Source organism: Streptomyces sp. NPDC043427, from assembly GCF_056436655.1.
On the sequence record NZ_JBWKCC010000027.1, the window covers coordinates 101,060 to 121,369 of the forward strand.

A 20,310-nucleotide genomic window follows, 5' to 3' on the forward strand; every position below is an offset into this window, starting at 1 on the left:
CTGTCGGTCGTACCCGCGTCGGGCGTCAGCTCGCCTGCTGTGTCAGGTCGTAGAACGTGGCCGAACCGACCGTGACCTGCTTGAAGTTCTCCTCCACCCACGAGGTGATCTGCGAGGAGGTGCTGGAGGTGCTTTTGCCGCCACTCATGCCACCGCCGCCCATGCCGCCGCCCGCGATGAAGTAGTGGATCTCGCCTGCCTCCACCAGCTTCTTGAACTCGGCCAGCGTCGGCGACGGGTCCGTGCCGTTGAAGCCACCGATGGCCATCACCGGGTCACCGGTGGACAGCTGGTAACTCGCGGCGTTCTGCGCGCCGATGGCGGCGGCGATCCAGGTGTACTGGTCGGAGTCGGTCTCCAGCAGCTTCTTCGCCTCGGAGGTGACGGAGGCGCCGTTGAGCAGGCCACCGACACCGCCACCGCCGCCCATGCCGCCGCCGGTCTGGCCGCCGGGCGTGCCGCCACCCTGCTGGTTCTGCCCCTGTCCCTGCGTGCCCCCGTTGCCGTTCTGCTGGTTCTGGCCCGGCATGCCACCACCGGGGAAGCCGTTGCCCTGCTGGTTCTGGCCCTGTTGGCCCTGCTGGCCCGGCTGGCCCGGCTGGCCCGGCATCCCGCCTCCGAAGCCGCCCCGCATGCCGCCACCGCCGCCGGGGCCGCCCCGGCCGCCGCCCATCATGCTCGCGCCCGCCGGACCGGCCGTGACGATGGAGCCGGTGTGGCCCTCCTGGAGCGTGCTGAGGGTGTACGCGATCGGTCCGGCCAGCGCGGCCACGACGCTCACGGACGCCGCCGCGAGGGCGAGTTGCCGGGTCACGCGGCCCGCGAAGATCAGGCCGAGGGCGCCGACGAGGCCGCCGATCAGGACCAGCCACTTCAGCCAGGGCAGATAGTCGGGGGTGCGGTTGAGCAGGACGTAGCTCCAGGACACGGCCGCCACGACCGAGGCCGCGAGGGTGATCGACGCCCAGAACTCGGTGCGCTTCTCCCACAGGGTCCCGGCGCCCATGCCGATCACGGCCGCCATGTAGGGGGCGAGGGCCACCGTGTAGTACTGGTGGAAGATGCCCGCCATGTAGCTGAAGACGACCATGGTCATCAGCAGCGATCCGCCCCAGACCAGGAACGAACCGCGGGTCACCGACGTGCGCCGGGACTTGCGCGTGGCCACCAGGCCCGCGACGAGCAGGACCAGCGCGGCCGGCAGCAGCCAGGAGATCTGGCCGCCGATCTCGGAGTTGAACATCCGGTCCCAGCCGGTCTCGCCCCACTGCCCGGTGTTGCCGCCGCCACCGCCGCCGCCGACGCTCCCGGTCTCCTCGCCGTTGAGCCGGCCGAGGCCGTTGTAGCCGAAGGTCAGCTCCAGGAAGGAGTTGTTCTGCGAGCCGCCGATGTACGGGCGGGAGGACGCGGGCCACAGCTCGACGATCGCGACCCACCAGCCGCCGGAGACCACCAGCGCGACCGTGGCCAGGGCGAGCTGCCCAAGGCGCTTCTTCAGCTTCACCGGCGCGCAGACCGCGTACACGATCGCCAGCGGCGGCAGGATCAGGAAGGCCTGGAGCGTCTTCGCGAGGAACGCGAAGCCGATCGCGACACCGGCCCACACCAGCCACTTCGTACGGCCGTCCTCCAGGGCGCGGACGACGAAGTAGCAGGCGACCGCCATCAACAGCGCCAGCATCGCGTCCGGGTTGTTGAAGCGGAACATCAGCGCCGCGACGGGGGTGAGCGCGAGCACCGCACCCGCGATCAGACCGGCCCCGGGGCTGAACCGGCGGCGCACGGACGCGTACACCACGGCCACCGTGCCGACACCCATGAGGACCTCAGGGGCGAGGATCGCCCACGAGTTCAGGCCGAAGATCCTCACCGACAGCTCCATCGGCCACAGGGAGGCCGGGGGCTTGTCGACGGTGATGGCGTTGGCCGCGTCCAGCGAGCCGAAGAAGAAGGCCTTCCAGCTCTTGCTGCCGGCCTGGACGGCCGCGGAGTAGAAGGAGTTGGCGTAGCCGGAGGCGCTCAGGTTGTAGAGGTAGAGCAGGCAGGTGGCGAGGAGCAGGCCGAGGAAGGCGGGGCGCGCCCAGCGGGGGTCCTCAGGCCGGCCCCGCCACAGTCTGCGGGCGAGGGGCTGCTTGGGCTCACCGGACTCGGGGGCGGGCGGGGGAGCCGTTTCACGTGAAACGGTCGTCTGGTCGGTCGCCGGGTCCGTCGCCTGGTCGGTCGTTTGGTCCGTCGTCTGGTCGTACGACGAGTCGTACGTCCGGTCGTAGTGGATCGTCATCGGGAGTCCCCCGTGTCGGTGTCGTGGGGACGCGTCGGCTGCAACCGCATGGTGGCGTCCCTCCAGGAGCCGTCCGCGGCTTCACCGGCGCGGAACTCGGTCGTGTCATAGGTGGTGCCGTACGCGGTGTGCGTCACCGGACGCTGCGGCAGCGGCGCGTACAGGCCCTGCTGCGGGGCGGCACCCACCGTCGCGTACGTATGCGAGGCCGGGTGGGACGGGTTGTGCGCGCCGACGACGGTCGAGGGCTCGGAACCGCTCTCCCGCCGGTCCGGGAACACCCAGGCGCGGAAGAGCAGGAAGCGCAGGACCGTCGCCGCGAGGTTGGCGGCGATGAGGACCGCCAGCTCAGTGGAGTGCGCGGGGTCGGACGTCGCCGCGCCCAGGGCGACGAGCGAGCCGCTGGTCAGGGCGAGGCCGATACCGAAGACGACCAAACCCTGCGCCTGGTGGCGTACGGCGCCGCCGCGGCCGCGCACCCCGAAGGTCAGGCGCCGGTTGGCGGCCGTGTTGGCGACGGCCGAGACGAGCAGCGCGAGCGCGTTGGCGATCTGCGAGCCGCCGAACTGCCGGAAGACGCTGTAGAGCAGCAGGTAGAAGAGGGTGGACAGGCCGCCGACGACACAGAACCCGACGAGCTGACGGGCGAGGCCCTTCGGCACGTCCTGGATGTCGCGGTCGCGGGGGTCGTCGCCGAACGGGCGGGTGAGCCGGTCCAGCGGCAGCGAACCGGAGGCGAGGGCCTTGCCCACCCGCCACACGCCCTTGAGGTCGTCGGTCGCCGTCTTCACGATGTGCACGGTCGAGTCCGGGTCGTCGACCCAGTCGACCGGCACCTCGTGGATCCGCAGCCCCGCGCGCTCGGCGAGGACCAGCATCTCGGTGTCGAAGAACCAGCCGGTGTCCTCGACGAGCGGCAGCAGCACCTGGGCGACGTCCCTGCGGATCGCCTTGAAGCCGCACTGCGCGTCCGAGAAGCGGGCCTGGAGCGAGCCGCGCAGGATCAGGTTGTACGCCCGGCTGATGAACTCCCGCTTGGGCCCGCGGACCACGCGGGAGCTACGGGCGAGCCGGGAGCCGATCGCCAGGTCGGAGTGGCCGGAGATCAGCGGCGCCACCAGCGGCAGCAGCGCGTTGAGGTCGGTGGACAGGTCCACGTCCATGTAGGCGAGGATCGGGGCGTCCGAGGCGGACCAGACGGCCCGCAGGGCCCGGCCGCGGCCCTTCTGCTCCAGGCGGAAGGACCTCACCTCCGGGTGCTGTGCCTCGAGCCGTGCCGCCACCTGGGGCGTGGTGTCCGTCGACGCGTTGTCCGCGACCGTGATGCGGAACGGGTACGGGAAGGTCCGCTTCAGGTGGTCGTGCAGTCTGAGGACGCACGGCTCGAGGTCCTTCTCCTCGTTGTAGACGGGGATCACTACGTCCAGGACAGGCGTACCGGCTGCTGCGGCCGGGAGGTGCTCCCGCGCCGGCAGGGTGCCGGGAGAAGAGTCGGTTCGCATGCGAACGACTCTCGTCAGGCGCCCTGTTCCGCCCATGTGGTGGTGCTGTGCTGTGCCTGTGAGTCCATCTGCCAGTTCGTCTCCGGCGACGGCTGCGGCACGGCGGGGCCCAGCGCGGGCAGGTGCACCGTGAACACGGTCTGCCCGGGCACGCTGTCGACGGTCACGGCGCCGCCGTGCGCGGTCGCCACGGCCTGCACGATAGCGAGGCCGAGACCGGTCGACCCGGTGGCGCGCGAGCGCGCGGAGTCGCCGCGCGCGAACCGTTCGAAGACGTGCGGAAGCAGGTCCGGCGGAATGCCCTGACCGTTGTCCTGGACGTCCACGCACATCCACGGGCCGCGCCGCTGCACACGCGCGGTGACGGTCGTACCCGGCGGGGTGTGCTTGCGGGCGTTGCCGAGCAGATTGATGAGCACCTGCTGAAGCCGGGCCGCGTCCCCGGGGACCAGGGCCGGCTCGTCCGGCAGGTCGAGGCGCCAGTTGTGGTCCATGCCGGCCGCGCGGGCGTCACTGATGGTGTCCACCACGAGCGGTACCAGGTCGGTCTGGTCGAACTGGAGCGGCCGCCCGGCGTCGAGGCGCGCGAGCAGCAGGAGGTCCTCGACGAGGAGGGTCATACGGCCGGCCTCGGACTCGATCCGCCCGAGGGCGTGCCGAGTGTCCGGCCCGACCTCTTCTCTGCCGCGCCGGGTCAGCTCGGCGTACCCGCGGATGGAGGCGAGCGGGGTCCTCAGCTCGTGACTGGCGTCGGCCACGAACTGCCGTACCCGCATCTCGCTCTGCTGCCGTGCGTGCAGCGCGCCGTGCACATGGTTCAGCATCCGGTTGAGCGCGGCACCGACCTGGCCCACCTCGGTGTGCGGGTCGGTCTCGGACTCCGGCACACGCTCGCTGAGGTTCACCTCGCCGGTATGCAGGGGGAGTTCGGAGACACGGGTGGCGGTGGCGGCGACCTTGCGGAGGGGGCGGGTGGCGACGCCGATGAGGACGGAGCCCGCGATGGCGGCGGCGACGAGACCGGCACCGGTGACGCTCACCTCGACGAGGATGAGGGTGTTGATGGTGGCGTTGACCGACTCGGTGGGCAGGGCGACGTAGTAGGTGCCTCCGTCTTTGCCTAGGACGTACTGCACGCGGTACTCGCCGAGGCCGGGGATGTCCACGGTGTGCACGCCCCCGGTCGGCGCCTTGGCGAGAGCGGCCTTCTGCTCGTCGGTGAGGCCGACGGCCTTGTTCCGCTGGAGGGGGCCCTTCTCGTTGGAGTCCTCCTCGGCGATGACCGCCTGGGTGACCGTGCCGTCGGTGCCGACCTCGGCGGCGATGGTCTTGGGCTGCGCCGGTCCCTCGGCGAAGCCTGTGATCCTGTCCGTCGAGTCCGAGTCGTCGCCGCCCCCGGGTTTCATGGGTCCCGACAGACGCCTGCCGGTGTCGTCGACCTTCTCGTCCAACTGCTCGTACAGATGCGACCGCAGCGCGAGGGTCGTCACCGTACCGATCACCGCGCACACCACGGCGATCAACATCACGGATGCGACGACGAGCCGGGTGCGCAGGGTGCGCGGCTTGCCTGTTCGCCTCTGCGGGCGCGGCCGTCGTCGCCCACTCATGAGACGGCTGGCTTGATCAGGTAGCCGGCGCCGCGCCGGGTGTGGATCATCGGCTCGCGTCCCGCGTCGATCTTCCGGCGCAGGTACGAGATGTACAGCTCGACCACGTTCGCCTGCCCGCCGAAGTCGTACGACCACACGCGGTCCAGGATCTGCGCCTTGCTGAGCACGCGCCGCGGGTTGCGCATGAGGAAGCGCAGCAGCTCGAACTCTGTGGCGGTGAGGTGGATGTTCTCCCCGGCCCGCGACACCTCGTGGCTGTCCTCGTCGAGGGTGAGGTCACCGACGACCAGCATGGAGTCGGAGCGGCGGTCGGCGGCACCGGAGCGCCGGATGAGCCCGCGCAGTCGGGCCACGACCTCTTCGAGGGAGAACGGCTTGGTGACGTAGTCGTCACCGCCGGCCGTCAGGCCCGCGATCCGGTCCTCCACCGCGTCCTTGGCGGTCAGGAACAGCACCGGCACGTCCGGCAGCTCACGCCGCAGCCGCCCCAGGACGCCCAGCCCGTCCATGTCGGGCAGCATCATGTCCAGGACGACGGCGTCGGGCCGGAATTCGCGCGCGGTCTGCATCGCGCCCGTCCCGTCACCCGCGCTCCGGATCTGCCAGCCCTCATAGCGCAGGGCCATGGACAGCAGTTCGGTGATCGACAGCTCGTCGTCCACCACAAGCACGCGGACGGGGCTCCCGTCCGGCCTCAGCAGTTCGGTGCGCCCCTGGGGCGAGGTCGTGGTCATGGTGGACACCTTGTCGGGGTCCTCTGAGAGCACGCTTTCCGGAGTCTGTGATTTTCCTGAGAAACGCACAGGCTCCTCCCAGGAAACGCCTGGGAAGTTCTCACACCACGTTGATCTTCGCCTTCGGAGCCGCCTCATGGGCTGTCGGGGCCGTCGGGGCCGTCGGGGCCGTCGGGGCCGTCGGGGCCGTCGGGGCCGTCGGGGCCGTCGGGGCCGTCGGGGCCGTCGGGGCCGTCGGTGTCAGAACAGTCCGTCCTGAAGGTGCCCGGTGCTCTTGAACTCCTTCACCGGCACGCTGACTTGCCCCGCGGCGACCGGGACCAGCTCCCACCCCCTCATCAACCGCGTGTCGACCACCACGACCCCGCCGCCCCCGAAGTGACCGGTGTCGAGATGCAGATCGGGCCCGGCGGCCGCCACCAGTTCACCGCCGACCACCCCACCGGCGACCAGCTCGCCCACCTCGCCCACCGCCGGAGGCACCCCGTCGAGCCCGAACGCCGTCACGTGGTCCACCGCTTGGAACGGCTCCCGCGCGAGCGATTCCGGCCAGCCGCCGAGCGCCACCGCCCGCGCGTGCAACTCGGCGATCTCGGCGGCCCGTTCCTCCTCCGTCGGCGGCAACGCGGACCGCACCGCCCGCTTCTCCGCGTACGGAATCCGGTCCGGCACGCGCAACGCGGCCCGGAGCAGTTCCTCGGTGCGCCGGGCGGCCATCAGGGGCCCGGTGCCGAGCCAGCTGAAACAGACGGCGCCCTGTTCGAGCAGCCGCGCCGAGCCGCGCTCCCGGCCCGTGATCCCGACCTTGACCATGCCGGGCCCGAACCAGGCCAGGTACACCCGATAGGTCCGCGGATCGTCCGCGATCGTGTCGGCGGCCACGGAGTGCGCCCGGTCCAGCCGCGCACACTCCTCGCACCGCGCGCCCGCACTCCGCCCCGACACTCCCGCCCGCACCGGACACGGATTCCCCCGCGCACCCACACACGTCCGCACACCCCCCTCGACGACCCCGAAGGCCACCCGCTTTCCCCAGGACAGCGGACTGACCCGCCCCCCGTCCCACACCAGCACGGGACCCTCAGCGGCCCACCGCAGTCCCGAGCACTTCCACGCCTGTCCCATTGCCGTCGAGAGTAGGGGCCGCCACTGACAAGAGGACGCGGGCGAGCCTCAGCGAAGCGTTTCGGCGACGGCGGCCTCGGGACTCGACGGGCTCGCCGTCACCGTGACCGTAGGAACAGCCGCCGCCGCATCGGCCGTACGGCGCCCACGCCCCGCCAGCCGACACCCGAGGCACTCCCCGTGCCCGCCCCGAGCCCGCGTGTCCCGTACCCGCATACCCCACTGCTCTCTGGGCCGAATACCCGGCGGCTTGCCCCACCCGGCGAGATGGAGGCCCCAGGTGACCAGGAGAGCGAGGACCACGATCGCCAGCCCTCCGCTCACGAGCGGAGCGGAGACCACACACACCCCCACCCCGGCCACACTGGACCCGACAGTCGCGACGCCGACCCCGGTCCATCCTGCGATCGTGTGCCCCTCGTCGTACTGTGCGCTCACGTGCCCGCTCCTCTTCCGCGATTCCTCTCACCATCTAAGAATTTAGCAAGCCAAATATCTCACGAACTAAGGGAAACAGCAATGCACGCCGAGCCGCGCCCGCCCGCCACCCCCGCAGCGGCGATGACGGCTATGGACCACCTCATCGCGACCCACCTGATCGCCCAACAGGAGATCGCCCAGCGGTTGGGCCTGAACGTCACCGACCTCACCTGCTTCGCCTTCGTCCTGGAGGCGGGCGAGAACCTCCTCACCGCCGGCGACCTCGCGGAACGGGCCAACGTCACGACGGGCGCGGTGACCGGCATCCTCAACCGCCTGGAACGCGCGGGCTACGTCACCCGCCGCCCCGACCCCACGGACCGCCGCCGCGTCCGCGTGGCCGCCGAGCCGGAGGCGGTGGCCCGTGTGTACGCGCTCTACGAGCCCCACTACGCCCGCGTCAACGCCCTCTTCGCCGAGTACTCCCCCGAGGAACTCGCCCTCCTGACCGACTGGTTCACGCGCACGCTCGCACTGTCGCGGCAGTCGTTGGAGGAACTGCGCGGGAGGGAGAGGTGAGCCCTGAGCCCCGTAGGCGCGGACGCCGGGCCGAAAAGGAGCTGCTCAGCGCTCCCCGGCCCGCCTACTGTGTCCGCCATGCGCCCGAACCGGCTTCGCATCATCTGCCCACCGCCCCGCTCCTGAGCGGGGTGTTGACGGGCCCGGCTGCCGCATCACCGTGGCCGCGGCCTCAATTCGGCGTGCCTGGAGGACCCTTCCGCCGCTGATCCCCTTGGTGCCCCGCTCCGACGTCGCCTTCATCCACGTCGAAGCCGGAGCCCTCGTATGCTCACGCACAGCTCACTCACGCCCGCCCGCTCCAAGCGGTCGGGCGGCACCGCCCTGCTTGTCCTGGCCGGAGTCCTCTGGGGCACCGGCGGTCTGGCCGGCTCCCTGCTCGCCGCCTCGGCGGGACTCGAACCGGCCGCCGTAGCCGCGTACCGCCTGCTGACCGGCGGAGCGCTCATCACGGCGTACGCCATGGCAACGGGCCGCCTGCGCTCCCTGCCCCGCACACGCTCGACCGCGATCCGCATCGCCACGTCCGGCGCCCTGCTGGCCCTCTTCCAGGCGGCCTACTTCGCAGCCGTACAGGCCACTTCAGTCGGCCTGGCGGCACTCACGACCATGGTCGCCGTCCCGGTCCTGGTGACGACGGGTTCCGCCGTGCTGGACCGCCGCCTGCCGACCCCTCGCGCGACGGCATCGATCCTGATCGCGGTGGGCGGCCTGGCCCTGCTCCTCGACTCCCCCACCACCTCCACGGCCAACCTCACCACGGGAACAGCCCTGTCTCTCCTGGCCGCGGCCGGCTTCGCCACTCTCACCCTGACCCACCGCACCCCACTCCCCACCCAGGACCAGACCGCGACAACAGGCCTCAGTTTCCTCGCGGGCGGCCTCCTCCTGTCCCCCATAGGCCTGACGACCGGCATGACCCTCACCCCCCGCCCGGACACCGTGGCGGCACTGGCCTTCCTGGCCGCCTTCCCCACGGCCATCGCCTACACCGCCTACTTCGCCGGCCTCCACCGCACCACCCCCACCGCCGGAGTCATCGCCGTCCTGCTGGAACCCGTGACGGCCACGGCCTTGTCGGTCCTCCTCCAACACGACCCTCTGACCGCTCTCCAGTCCCTCGGCGTGCTCCTGGTCCTGACCTCGATCGCCCTCCAACAGACGACTCCCGGAACCGACGGATGACAGCCCCCGGGCCCCGGAGGGATCCGGGGCCCGGAGAAGGGGATGTGGAGCGCCCGTGAGGGTGCTGTGACCTGCGGGAGGCCGTCTGACCTGCGTGATAGGAAGATCGTCAAGCACGGGGGCTCATGACCACAGCACCACACCGGCCCCCTGAGGAACGAAGCGGGGAAAGAGCACAGCGTGAACTTCAGGAAGCCCCTTGTCCGTCTGGGCGTCACGACCATGACCGCCGTGGGCCTCGCCCTCACCGCCGGCATCGGCACGGCCAGCGCCGCCGCCAAGCCCAACACGGTCGACTACTTCTACTCGGGCGGCAAGAAGCGGGCCATGGTCGTCTTCGAGCCGCGCGACTCCGCGCGGGACGACGAGCGCGTCGTCGTCGACGACCTGAGCAAGGACAATCACTACATCTGGACCGAGATCTACGACGTCACCGCGGAGAAGAAGAAGGGCACCTGCCAGACCAGCTCCTTCAAGTCCTGCGCCTTCGCGATCCCCGAGGGCCACAAGGTCCGCATCAACGTCTACCGGATGAACTCCAACGACGTCGACTTCATGGACGAGGTCCAGACGAAGAGCGGCAAGCTGCCGACGGCGTAACCGCACCGGGCGCCGTCTCAGGCACCGTCCGCCCCGCTTCGCCAGGCGAACAGCCTGGCGGAGTGGGCGCCCAGTGCAAGCACCATGGACACCGCGGTGCAGCCGCCCCACAGCATGACTGTCGACGGCGAGGTGTGGTCCAGCACCACTCCGCCCAGAAGCGCACCGACGGAGATCGTGGCCTGGAAGGACGCCGTGAACAGAACCGATGCCGCCTCGGGGGTGGTCGGCGCCACCCTGGCGAACCAGGTCTGCGAGGCGACGGGCACCGCGCCGTAGCCGACGCCCCACACGATCAGCAGCACGACTGCCCCGACAGACCGGCCTCGCGCGCCGCCAGGGTGCTGTACGCGATATCCGCGACCTGCGCAGCCATTGGCGCTCTGCTGTGGATCCGCGACCGGACCAGCGCGCCCCCAGGTACTACGGGGACTTCCTCGCAGGGCTCTCCATCAGGCCCTGCCGGTGCTGGTCATGGCAGTGCTCATCTCCGTGACATTTCGTAAGCCTCGCGGATGGCTGCGGGGATACGCCCACGATCATTTACGAGATAGCCGTTGGTGCGGGCCCAGAGGCGTATCGGCTCGTCCTCCGGACGGGGGGAATCGAGCTCACGGGATCTGGCCGGCCTGCCAGGGCCTCTCCAGTCTCCCGAGGAGACTCCTTCCAGCCGGTCCGCCGCATCCTGGAAGAAGGCGAACAACGAGGCGTATGTGCCTTCCTCAGGACCGTCTGCTTCAGCCCACGTTCCGACGGTTCCGTTGCGCGTGTCCAGAAACGTCCCGTAGAGGCCGTCGCGCTCCGCGGCGATTGGCACCCACTCACGGCGCCAGAGCGGATAGTCGGGGTCTGCGGACGGTTGCATCTCCTCCAAGCCCATCCGGCTGAGGTAGACCCGCTGAATGTCCGTCAGGCCCAGAAGGAGATGGCCGCCGAGGATGGCGATGTCGCACCCCAGCGCCACCAGACACGAATGGGCATCGGGTTGCCTGCCGGCATCGATGTCGTTCGCCAGAAGCCACTGGCGCATCTCCCTCGGCAGCTCCAGCCCCATGCGCAGCTCGGCTTGGCTGATGGCCGCCTGGCTCCCCGGACCGCCGAGGGCAGCGAAAACTTCAGGGTCGTGCCGCTCAAGCCACGCGGTCACCCGGCCCCACGCCTCTCGTACGTCTCCTGACTCGTGCACCGGAGTTTCACTCATGTGCGATCTCCACCTCCGTAGCATGCGCAGACACGCGGAGCAGGCCCACCTGTGTATGGGAAGACCGTATGCGGGACCACTGACAAGGACTGACTCACCCGGGCGGGGGCGGCGAGGGCACGCGCGTGTTGTCGATCTTGGAATGTCCTTGAGGGGTCACCCGGTAGTGCTCTCCGCCGCCGGAGTCCATCCGCGAGCTGGCGTTCACATGCACGTGGTCGTGCTCAAGGTGGTAGAAGAAGCCGCCCATCATGCCGATCACCTGAAAGAAGATTTTCACTGACGGCCCCTCCGTGAGGGGGGACAGCGGCGGCAGCAGGTGTTCGATCTCCTCGAAGCAGCGTCCGGTCGTCTCCCGCAGCAGCGAGTGGAAGTGGTGCTCCAGTGCGTCCGAAGGAGAGGGAAGCTGCCGTACCGCGACCGGTTCCAGCAGTTCCAGCAGATGCGTGTGCCCTCGCTCCCGCGCGACGTCGACGGCGCGCCGTCCGTCCCGCGTGCGCTGCGTCCGCCAGGCGCCGTGCGCCACCAGCCGGGAGACGACGGAGAAGTCCGCGCCGTGCCAGGCCGCCTGATGCAGCGCGGTGAAGCCGCTGCGGTTGCCGGCCCTGGGGAGGTTGGCCCACCCCGGATTCTTGCCCAGCAGTTGGAAGAGACCGTTCCAGTCAGCGTCCCGGGCCATGTCCGCCAATCGGTCCCGCTCGTCCAGGTACCAGCCGTTGAAACGCTCGCGGTCGGTGATGCCGTCCCAATTCATGGTGATCACGTCTGCACGCTAACCGACCCGGTCGGAAGCCTCCCGGCCCGAACTCGACGACCTGCGCCTGCACAAGTGGGCCCACATGCTCGGCTTCGGCCTCTCCCAGAGTTCCGGCCTGGGGCGACGAGTACGTAAACCGCTGCACGGCGGAGACTGCGGAGTGGGAAGCGTGCCAACGCCTGACATCAACCGTTGCTGTACTTCGCTGCTGTACGACCCCGAAATGCCAGAGGCCCCGGAGTGATCCGGGGCCTCTGGTCTGTGTGCACTCGGCAGGATTCGAACCTGCAACCTTCTGATCCGTAGTCAGATGCTCTATCCGTTAAGCTACGAGTGCTTGTCTTGTTTAGTTTTGCCGCCGGTCCCGGCCCTTGCGGCCCGCTCTCGGCGACAGGAAGAACATTACATGACTGCCGTCGACATGTGAAATCCGTTCGTCGCACCGCTTGTGAGCTGCGAAAACGTGCTCCAGGGGGCCGGTGGGCGATCTTGGGAACGACGAAGCCCCGGTCGGGAGGACCGGGGCTTCGGGTGATCGCGCGGAGGCGGAGGGATTTGAACCCTCGATGGGCTTTAAGACCCAAACCGCATTAGCAGTGCGGCGCCATAGACCGGACTAGGCGACGCCTCCAGCACAGCCACTCACGCGAGCGCGAGTGGTGCGTGCAGATGATGACACAGTCGAGCGGCGTGTCACCAATCGACATCCACGGTACTAGGCCGGTGGGGCGGAGGGCAAAGCGTTTGGCCCTGGTGGGGCGCGGGCGCAACGCCCTCGGGGGTGGGGCGTTAGTCAGGGCATGTCGAAGGTCATCGCGCAGGGCGCCTCCGGCGGGCTTCGTCGGCTCGTCGTCACCGCCGCCGCCTCCCTCGCTGCCGTCGCCTCGGCACCCGCCGGTCCTGCCTCGGCCGTCCCGGCCTCGGCTGTTCCTACCGCCCCGGGTTCCGGCGATCACCTCACCGTCACCGTCCGGCACGCGGGCGACGGCAAGGACGGGACGTACGAGTTGCGCTGCCACCCCGGCGGGGGCAGCCATCCGCAGGTGGACGGGGCCTGTCGGGCGGTCGAGCGGAACACACGGTGGGGGAGGGAGACCTTCGCGCCCGCGCCGGAGGGGGAGATCTGCACCATGCTGTACGGCGGGCCGGCCACCGCGCACGTCACCGGGATCTGGGCCGGGCGGCCCGTCGACGCTACGTACGACCGCAGCAACGGGTGTCAGATCGCGCGGTGGGACAGGTTCGTCCCTCTGCTGCCCGACCTGGGCTCGTGAGCGCCTTTGTCCTCCAGTGTCCGAGCCACGACCGTTCGGTGAATGTCGAGCGGAGGTCCCGGGGGGGTTGGAGTACCCGGAGTGCCCGTGCACACGTTCTACGTCACTTCTTGGTGCGAGCTCCCTCTCATCCGGCGTCGCGACCGCAACCGCAGCCCTTAGACTCCCTCGCGTGACACGCTGCGGGCCGGTTGGCAAGATGGCCCGAGCGGTCGGCAAGGTGCGGTAACAGGGAGGAAGCGACTCGTGAGCAGCAGGCCATCCCGAGGCGCTGCTCGCCTCGCAGCCATACTGGACGCACTGCCGGACGCGTTGGTGCTGGTCAACGCCAACGGGACCGTCGTCAACGCCAACACCATCGCCCTGGAGGCCTTCGAGACGCCGGGCACCGCCCTCGTCGGGCGCGGGCTGCTCGATCTGCTGCCGCAGTTCGACTCGCGGCTCATCCCGGGGTCGATGCGCCGGCCCGACCACATGGATCCGCGCGGCCGCACCAAGCCGACGCGGATGGTCGCGCGGCGGACGGACGGCACCGAGTTCCCGGTCGAGGTCACCAGCGCGAACCTCGAGAACGGGCAGCAGGCCTACGACGGTTACGGCTACACCGGTGACGAACTGCTGATGCTGGTCGTACGCGACCTGTCCGGCACCATCGACACCGAGGCCGAGCTGGCGCGCTCGCAACGGCAGACCGAGATGATCCTCCGGGCGGCGTCCGAGGGTGTCGTCGGGACCGACACCGACGGGCGGATCGTCCTCGTCAATCCGGCCGCCGCGCAGATCCTGGGCTACCGCGCCAGTGATCTCGGCGGCAAGGAGCTGCACGACCTCGTCCTGCACTCGCGCGCCGACGGCACGTCCTTCCCGTACGAGGAGTCCCCGCTCGCCGACACCCTGCGCTCCGGGCGCAAGCACCGGGTGCGTGGGCAGGTGCTGTGGTCCAAGAGCGGGGACAAGGTCTCGGTGGACCTGACCACCGCCCCGGTGCGCGACGGAGACCAGCTCGTCGGCGCCGTCATGACCTTCACCGACCGCCGCCCCTACGACACCCTCGCCGAGGAGAAGGCGGCCGTCGAGAAGCGGCACGCGGACGAGCTGGAACGGCTCTCCGAGGAACACGCCTCCGACCTCACCGCGCTGCGCCAGCAGCACGTCACCGAGGTGGAGGAGCTGCGCGAGGAGCACGAGGAGGAACTGGCGGCCGGAGAAGACCGGTACGCCGCCCTCGCCGAGCGCGAGAAGGACCGGTACGAGGCTCTCACCGCCCGGCACGAGCAGCTGCTGACGCTGCTGGGGCGGTCACTGCGCGGGCCCCTGGACGAGTTGCGTCGCGAGCTGGCCACGCTCGCCGCGGACGACGCCGGGCAGTTGTGGCCCGAGGCCAACCAGGTGCTGCACCACCTGTCGGCCGGCTACTCCCGGATCACGGCCCTCATCGACAACGTCCTCGGCTACCAGCTGCTCGACACCGGCGATCAGTCGATCACCCGTACGAACGTCATGCTCGACTCCGTCGTCGCCGCCGGTGTCGACGGGGCCGTCGAGCTCATCGGCCCCGGGCGCGTGCAGTTCGCGGTGCACGCGCCGCCCATCGAGGCCCAGGTCGACTCGCGGCTGCTCGCCACCGCGCTCGCGCATCTCGTCGCGGACGTGGCCGGCGTGGACGCGACCGGGAACTCGCCCGTCTCGGCGGGCGGTTACATGGACAACACCGTCGTCGTGGCGGCGGCGCAGCGCGGCGAGGTCGTACGGATCGAGGTGCGCGGGCCGTACGCCGGGGGAGACCCGGTGCACGAGCCGATCGTGCGCGGCATCGTCCGGGCGCACGGCGGCGTGCTGCAGACGCACGAGGTGCCGGGCATGAGCGGCAGCGCGTACGTCCTCGAAGTCCCGCTCGGGGAAGGGGCGGGGGCCGTCGCGGCCCAGGCTCCGGCCGCGCTCGGGGCCGGAGAGGCGGGCGGCGTCGACGACGGCGGCACGGCCGCCGGGCAGACGTCCGGTGGTGGGCGTCGGCGTGGGCGGCGAGGCTCCACGGACGCGTTCCTTGAGAGCGAGGTTCCGGGCGGCGAGGGCTCCGAGGGCGGCGGCGGTACGGGTACCGCGGACGATGCCGGTGACAGCTCGGGCGCCTCGGGCGCCGAGGTCGCCGTGCCCACCGGGCGGCGGCGCCGACGCGGGGCCGCCGAGGCGGAGGCGCCCGCCCTGGCGCCGGGCGACGGTCGTGAGGTCTCCGGCGGTACCGGCCGGCGGCGTGGGCGGCCGGCCGAGGACGCCGCCGGCGCGGCAGCCGCGGGTGCGGCCCAGGCGCTGCCTCCGGGGCTGGTCCAGGCCCTGCCGCAGGGGGCTGTTCCGGGCGTGTCCGAGGGTGCCGTCGTGACGGCCGCCGAGCATGCCGCGGGTACCGCCGCCTCGAACACGGGACTCGGCGGCACGGTTCCGCCGCAGGGCGTGCCCGTGCCCAGCGGACGGCGCGCCCGGCGTCCCGACGACGAACAGCACGCGTTGCCGCCGGCGCTGCCCGCCGCTTCCGGCGCGGGTGGCTCCGAGGACAGCGGGAACGGGGAGAACCCCCAGCCGACCGGGCGCCGTCGGCGTGCCCTGGCCGCGGCTACGGAGCGTGCCGCCGCACAGCAGGCCGGTCCCCGCGCGGTGTTCGCCCTGCCGCCGGCGGAGGCGGACCGGACGGCGGAGGGTGCGCAAGGCGCGCCCGGTGCGCCTGGTGCGCCTGGTGGTGTGGCTGGCGCGCCTGGTACGGCTGGTGCACCGAGTGCGCAGGGTGGTGCGGCAGGTGCGCCTGGTACCGCCGATGCGCCGGGTACGGCAATTGCGCCGGGGCAGGTTCCCGTGCAGGCACAGATCCCGGCTCAGGGTGCCGTGCCGCAGCCGGTTCCTCCGCAGATGGCGCAGCAGATCCCGCATCAGATCCCGCAGCAGGGCGCCCGGCAGGCCGCGCAGCCGGTCGCACCGCAGGCATCCGTCCAGATTCCCCAGCAGATGCCGATCTCCGCGCCCGGTGTCTCCGCCGACGCCCTGGTCGACCAGGGTCGGCACGACGCCGTCCCGCATGACCAGTCCGACGATCACACTCCGCCGCAGCCGCACCCCACGAGCGCTCCGACGGGCCGTCGTCGACGCGCCGTGGCCCGGCCGGCGGAGGCCGCCGGTACGCCCGGGCAGGAGGCCCCCGCGTCGCCGGTTCCGACCGGTCCCGCGGTTCCGGCCGCTCAGGCCGCACAGGCCGCACAGGCCGCACAGGCCGCACAGGCCGCACAGACGGTTCCTGCCCAGGGGCAGGACCCGTCCGCCGTCTCCGCGCCGGCGCAAGGCACGCAGCCCGTCGCGGGCCCGCCCGCCCCCGTCCAGCAGCCCGCTCCCGGCCAGCCCCTTCCCGCGCAGGCGGGCCAGAGCCACGGCCAGGTCCAGGAGCCGCAGGCCCAGCCGGAGCAGGCCGCTGCTCCCGGTGTCCCCGCGCCCTCCCAGCCCGTCCCCGGCCAGCCCCTCCCGGCCCCGGCACCCGGTGCCCCCCAGGGCACCCCCGCCGCCGGTACGCCCGCCCCGCAGCCGTGGATCATCGCCGACGACGAGACGCCGGACGCCGGTACGCCCGTACCGCCGAACGGCACCGCCGTCCCCGGCGCCCCGCCCGCGCCCGCACCACAGGCGCCGAACGCCTCGGCCACCCCGGTGCCGGGCACCCCCCTGCCGCCGGAGGCCGCGGCACCCGCCCAGGCCCAGCAGGCACAAGCGCAGCAGGCACAGGCACAGCCCCGCGCCGCACAGCCCCTCCCCGCCGAGAGCGCCGCGCCCAGCGCCACCGCCACGGCCGCTCCCCCCGCCCCCGCCGCCCCCGTGGATCCGAACTCCACCCAAGGCCGGGCCATCAGCGTGCGGACCCTGGGCCAGGGTGTGCCGTTCACTCGGCAGGCGGCGCAGGTGCAGCAGCCGACGGCCCAGACGCCTCCCCCGCACCAGTCGGGCGGCTCGGGTCGGCGTCGCAAGCTCGGTACCCGGCAGGAGCCGGTCGCCACAGTCGCCACGCCCCCGGAGCAGACGGCCCGCCCGCACCCCCAGACCGAGCAGCCGCCCGTCCAGACCCCGCCCCAGGCCCAGGGCCAGACCCCGCCCCAGCCGCTGCCGCAAGCCCAGCCCCAGCCGGCCCTGGCCGGTCAGTCCCGGCTCGCGCAGGCGACGGAGGGGGCGGGACGGTCGTACGCCATAGGTGCGCCCGACGAGAACGCCGCCGAGGGGCCGGAGCCGCTGGACGGGCCCGGCGGGGCGATCGAGGTGGCGGACCCGCCGCGACCGCAGCCGATGGACGACGAGCTGCCGCCGGAGCCGCTGGACAACCCGCGGCGGCTGCTGGTGTGGCCGGCGCCGGACGTGAGTACCCAGCAGGCGCTGAGTGACCGCGGGTACCGGCCCGTCATCGTGCACTCGCGCGAGGAGGTCGACGCGCAGATCGCCGCCTTCCCGGCCGCGCTGTTCGTGGACCCCCTGACCGGGCCGATCACCCGCACCGCGCTGCAGTCGCTGCGGCAGGCCGCCGTGGCCGCGGAGGTGCCGGTGCTGGTCACGGCCGGGCTCGGGCAGGCGACGCGCGAGGCGGCGTACGGCGCCGACCCCGCCGTACTGCTGAAGGCGCTGGCGCCTCGGGACAGCGAGCAGCATCCGCCGCGGGTGCTGCTCATCGAGGAGCACGCGGAGATCGCGCTGGCGCTGACGTCGACGCTGGAGCGGCGCGGGATGCAGGTCGCGCGGGCGGCGAGTGACGCGGACGCTGTGACGCTCGCCGGGCAGCTGCGGCCGAACCTGGTCGTGATGGACCTGATGCAGGTGCACCGGCGCCGGGCCGGGATCGTGGACTGGCTGCGGGCGAACGGGCAGCTCAACCGCACCCCGCTCGTCGTCTACACGGCCGCCGTCGACCAGGCCGACCTGCCGCGGCTGGCGTCGGGCGAGACGGTCCTCTTCCTCGCCGAGCGCTCGACCAGCACGGAGGTGCAGAGCCGGATCGTCGACCTGCTGGCCCGGATCGGAACGAACTAGGCAGGACGGGCCCCGCCCGCCCGCGCCGTCAGCCTGCGCGGGCGGGGGCGCCGTGGCTGCTGGCTGGGCCTACCGCCGTACTACGAGGGCGCCTCACCGCCGTACGGGCGGCCCCACCGCCGTGCGAGGGGCGGTGAGGCCGCCCCACCGCCGTGCGAGGAGGGGCCCCACCCGCCGTACGAGGAAGCGGCCTCACCCGCCGTACGAGGCGCACGGCGGTGAGGCCCCCTCGCCTTGTACGGCAAGTCAGAGCCGCTTGACGTCCAGCTCCCCCTCCGCGTACTGCCTGCGCAGCACCTTCTTGTCGAACTTGCCGACGCTCGTCTTCGGCACCGCCTCGATGACGGTCCAGCGCTCCGGGAGCTGCCACTTGGCGATGTGGCCCTCGTCGGCGAGGAAGGCGCGCAGGGTCTCGAAGTCGGCGGTGGCGCCCTCCTTGAGGACCACGGTGGCCAGCGGGCGCTCGCCCCACTTCTCGTCGGGCACGGCGACGACCGCGGCCTCGGCGACGTCCGGGTGGGACATCAGGGCGTTCTCCAGCTCGACGGAGGAGATCCACTCGCCGCCGGACTTGATGACGTCCTTGGCGCGGTCGGTGAGGGTGAGATACCCGTCCGCGCTGATGGTGCCGACGTCGCCGGTCTTCAGCCAGCCGTCCTCGCTGAACTTGTCGGCGGGGCGCAGGGGTTCGGCGCCGACGCCGTTGTAGTAGGCGCCCGCGATCCAGGGGCCGCGCACCTCCAGCTCGCCCGCGGACTCGCCGTCCCAGGGGAGGCGCTCGCCGCCGGGGCCGGTGAGGCGGGCCTCCACGCTGGTCGGGAAGCGGCCCTGAGTGACGCGGTAGGCGAACTCCTCGTCGGTGCCGACCACGTGGGCCGGCGTCCGGGCGACCGTGCCGAGCGGGGAGGTCTCCGTCATGCCCCAGGCGTGACAGAGCCGCATGCCCAGCTTGTCGAAGGCTGTCATGAGGGAGGGCGGGCAGGCCGAGCCGCCGACGGTGACCTGGCCGAGGGAGCTGACGTCACGGGGCCGGGCGGTCAGTTCGGCCAGCAGGCCCTGCCAGATGGAGGGGACGGCGGCCGCGTAGGTCGGGCGTTCGGCCTCGATCATCTCGGCGAGGGGCGCGGGCTGGAGGAAACGGTCCGGCATGAGCAGGTTCACGCCGGTCATGAAGGTGGCGTGCGGCAGGCCCCAGGCGTTGACGTGGAACTGGGGGACCACGACCAGCGCGTTGTCCTGGTCGGTCAGGCCCATCGACTGGGCCATGTTGACCTGCATGGAGTGCAGGTAGATCGAGCGGTGGCTGTAGACCACGCCCTTGGGGTCGCCGGTGGTGCCGGAGGTGTAGCACATGGCGGCGGCCTGGCGTTCGTCCAGCTCGGGCCAGTCGTACGCGGTCGGCTTCCCGGCGATCAGGTCCTCGTACTCGTGCACCTGCGCGGTGGCGCCCGCGAGCGGGGAACGGTCGCCCGGGCCGGAGACGACGACGTGCTCGACCGTCGTCAGGTGCGGGAGCAGCGGGGCCAGCAGCGGCACCAGGGAACCGTTGACGATCACGACCTTGTCGGCCGCGTGGTTCACGATCCAGGCGAGCTGCTCGACGGGGAGGCGGAGGTTCAGGGTGTGGAGGATCGCGCCCATGGAGGGGATCGCGAAGTACGCCTCGACATGGTCGGAGTTGTTCCACATGAGCGTGGCGACCCGGTCGTCGTCCGCGACGTGGAGGTCGTCGCGCAGGGCGTGCGCCAGCTGGGCGCTGCGGGCACCGATCTCGGCGAAGGAGCGGCGGTGCGGCTCGTCCTCGCCGGTCCAGGTGGTCACCTGTGAGGTGCCGTGGATCGTCGACCCGTGGGTCAGGATCCTCGAGATCAGCAGCGGTACGTCCTGCATCGTGCTCAGCACGGTGTCCTCCCGGGCGACATGGCAACGCGGTGGTAAAGGCTGGGCCGATTCTGCGCACATACCACGCGGTATGTCACTAGCTCCGGGCGAT

At 71.6% G+C, this 20,310-nt stretch carries 14 protein-coding genes, 2 tRNA genes and 1 pseudogene; 5 read left to right on the forward strand and 12 right to left on the reverse strand.

Annotation, left to right across the window (positions count from 1 at the left end):
- Positions 1-25: 25 nt before the first annotated feature.
- From AC067M_RS33470 to AC067M_RS33495, 6 genes are all read right to left on the reverse strand, one after another.
- Complete coding sequence (locus AC067M_RS33470) at positions 26-2,281, reverse strand: ArnT family glycosyltransferase (RefSeq protein ID WP_478700781.1); 2,256 nt, start codon at positions 2,279-2,281, stop codon at positions 26-28.
- Positions 2,278-3,783, reverse strand: a complete 1,506-nt coding sequence (locus AC067M_RS33475; RefSeq protein WP_478700782.1) for a bifunctional glycosyltransferase family 2/GtrA family protein — start codon at positions 3,781-3,783, stop codon at positions 2,278-2,280. The genes AC067M_RS33470 and AC067M_RS33475 overlap by 4 nt, the downstream gene beginning before the upstream one ends.
- A 14-nt stretch (positions 3,784-3,797) precedes the next feature.
- Positions 3,798-5,393, reverse strand: a complete 1,596-nt coding sequence (locus AC067M_RS33480; protein WP_478700783.1) for an ATP-binding protein — start codon at positions 5,391-5,393, stop codon at positions 3,798-3,800.
- Complete coding sequence (locus tag AC067M_RS33485) at positions 5,390-6,130, reverse strand: response regulator transcription factor (protein ID WP_478700784.1); 741 nt, start codon at positions 6,128-6,130, stop codon at positions 5,390-5,392. The genes AC067M_RS33480 and AC067M_RS33485 overlap by 4 nt, the downstream gene beginning before the upstream one ends.
- Before the next feature lie 240 nt (positions 6,131-6,370).
- A complete protein-coding gene (locus tag AC067M_RS33490; protein WP_478700785.1) occupies positions 6,371-7,255 on the reverse strand; it encodes a DUF2797 domain-containing protein in 885 nt (294 codons plus the stop codon).
- A 48-nt stretch (positions 7,256-7,303) separates the two neighbouring features.
- Positions 7,304-7,693 carry an HGxxPAAW family protein gene (locus tag AC067M_RS33495; protein WP_478700786.1) on the reverse strand — a complete coding sequence of 130 codons (390 nt, stop codon included), beginning with the start codon at positions 7,691-7,693 and terminating at the stop codon, positions 7,304-7,306.
- 81 nt (positions 7,694-7,774) lie between these two features.
- Between AC067M_RS33495 and AC067M_RS33500 the strand changes: the two genes are divergently transcribed.
- The 3 genes from AC067M_RS33500 (at position 7,775) to AC067M_RS33510 (ending at position 10,039) form a co-directional block, all read left to right on the forward strand.
- Complete coding sequence (locus AC067M_RS33500; protein ID WP_478700787.1) at positions 7,775-8,254, forward strand: MarR family winged helix-turn-helix transcriptional regulator; 480 nt, start codon at positions 7,775-7,777, stop codon at positions 8,252-8,254.
- A 267-nt stretch (positions 8,255-8,521) separates the two neighbouring features.
- The gene (locus AC067M_RS33505) at positions 8,522-9,439 is read left to right on the forward strand and encodes a DMT family transporter (RefSeq protein WP_478700788.1); all 918 of its coding nucleotides are present in this window, start codon (positions 8,522-8,524) and stop codon (positions 9,437-9,439) included.
- 180 nt (positions 9,440-9,619) lie between these two features.
- Positions 9,620-10,039: a hypothetical protein gene (locus AC067M_RS33510; RefSeq protein WP_478700789.1), complete on the forward strand. Its 420-nt coding sequence runs from the start codon at positions 9,620-9,622 to the stop codon at positions 10,037-10,039.
- A 17-nt stretch (positions 10,040-10,056) separates the two neighbouring features.
- Here the strand turns inward: AC067M_RS33510 and AC067M_RS33515 are convergent.
- From AC067M_RS33515 to AC067M_RS33535, 5 genes and pseudogenes are all read right to left on the reverse strand, one after another.
- Positions 10,057-10,359 (reverse strand): annotated as a pseudogene (locus tag AC067M_RS33515) (MFS transporter); the annotation flags it as partial.
- A gap of 164 nt (positions 10,360-10,523) precedes the next feature.
- The gene (locus AC067M_RS33520; RefSeq protein ID WP_478700790.1) at positions 10,524-11,240 is read right to left on the reverse strand and encodes an Lsr2 family DNA-binding protein; all 717 of its coding nucleotides are present in this window, start codon (positions 11,238-11,240) and stop codon (positions 10,524-10,526) included.
- A 94-nt stretch (positions 11,241-11,334) separates the two neighbouring features.
- Positions 11,335-11,994, reverse strand: a complete 660-nt coding sequence (locus tag AC067M_RS33525) for an ankyrin repeat domain-containing protein (protein ID WP_478700817.1) — start codon at positions 11,992-11,994, stop codon at positions 11,335-11,337.
- A 267-nt stretch (positions 11,995-12,261) separates the two neighbouring features.
- Positions 12,262-12,334: transfer RNA gene (locus AC067M_RS33530), tRNA-Arg, on the reverse strand.
- A gap of 203 nt (positions 12,335-12,537) precedes the next feature.
- Positions 12,538-12,628, reverse strand: a tRNA-Ser gene (locus AC067M_RS33535).
- Positions 12,629-12,797: 169 nt separating this feature from the next.
- Between AC067M_RS33535 and AC067M_RS33540 the strand changes: the two genes are divergently transcribed.
- Together AC067M_RS33540 and AC067M_RS33545 are read left to right on the forward strand one after the other, a co-directional pair.
- On the forward strand, positions 12,798-13,271 hold the full coding sequence (locus AC067M_RS33540; protein ID WP_478700791.1) for an SSI family serine proteinase inhibitor: 474 nt from the start codon (positions 12,798-12,800) through the stop codon (positions 13,269-13,271).
- Between the two features lie 246 nt (positions 13,272-13,517).
- The gene (locus AC067M_RS33545; RefSeq protein ID WP_478700792.1) at positions 13,518-18,317 is read left to right on the forward strand and encodes a hybrid sensor histidine kinase/response regulator; all 4,800 of its coding nucleotides are present in this window, start codon (positions 13,518-13,520) and stop codon (positions 18,315-18,317) included.
- A 246-nt stretch (positions 18,318-18,563) separates the two neighbouring features.
- Here AC067M_RS33545 and AC067M_RS33550 read toward each other — a convergent pair whose 3' ends face one another.
- Positions 18,564-20,219, reverse strand: coding sequence for a long-chain fatty acid--CoA ligase (locus AC067M_RS33550; protein WP_478700793.1), 1,656 nt, complete (start codon positions 20,217-20,219; stop codon positions 18,564-18,566).
- Positions 20,220-20,310 lie beyond the last annotated feature (91 nt).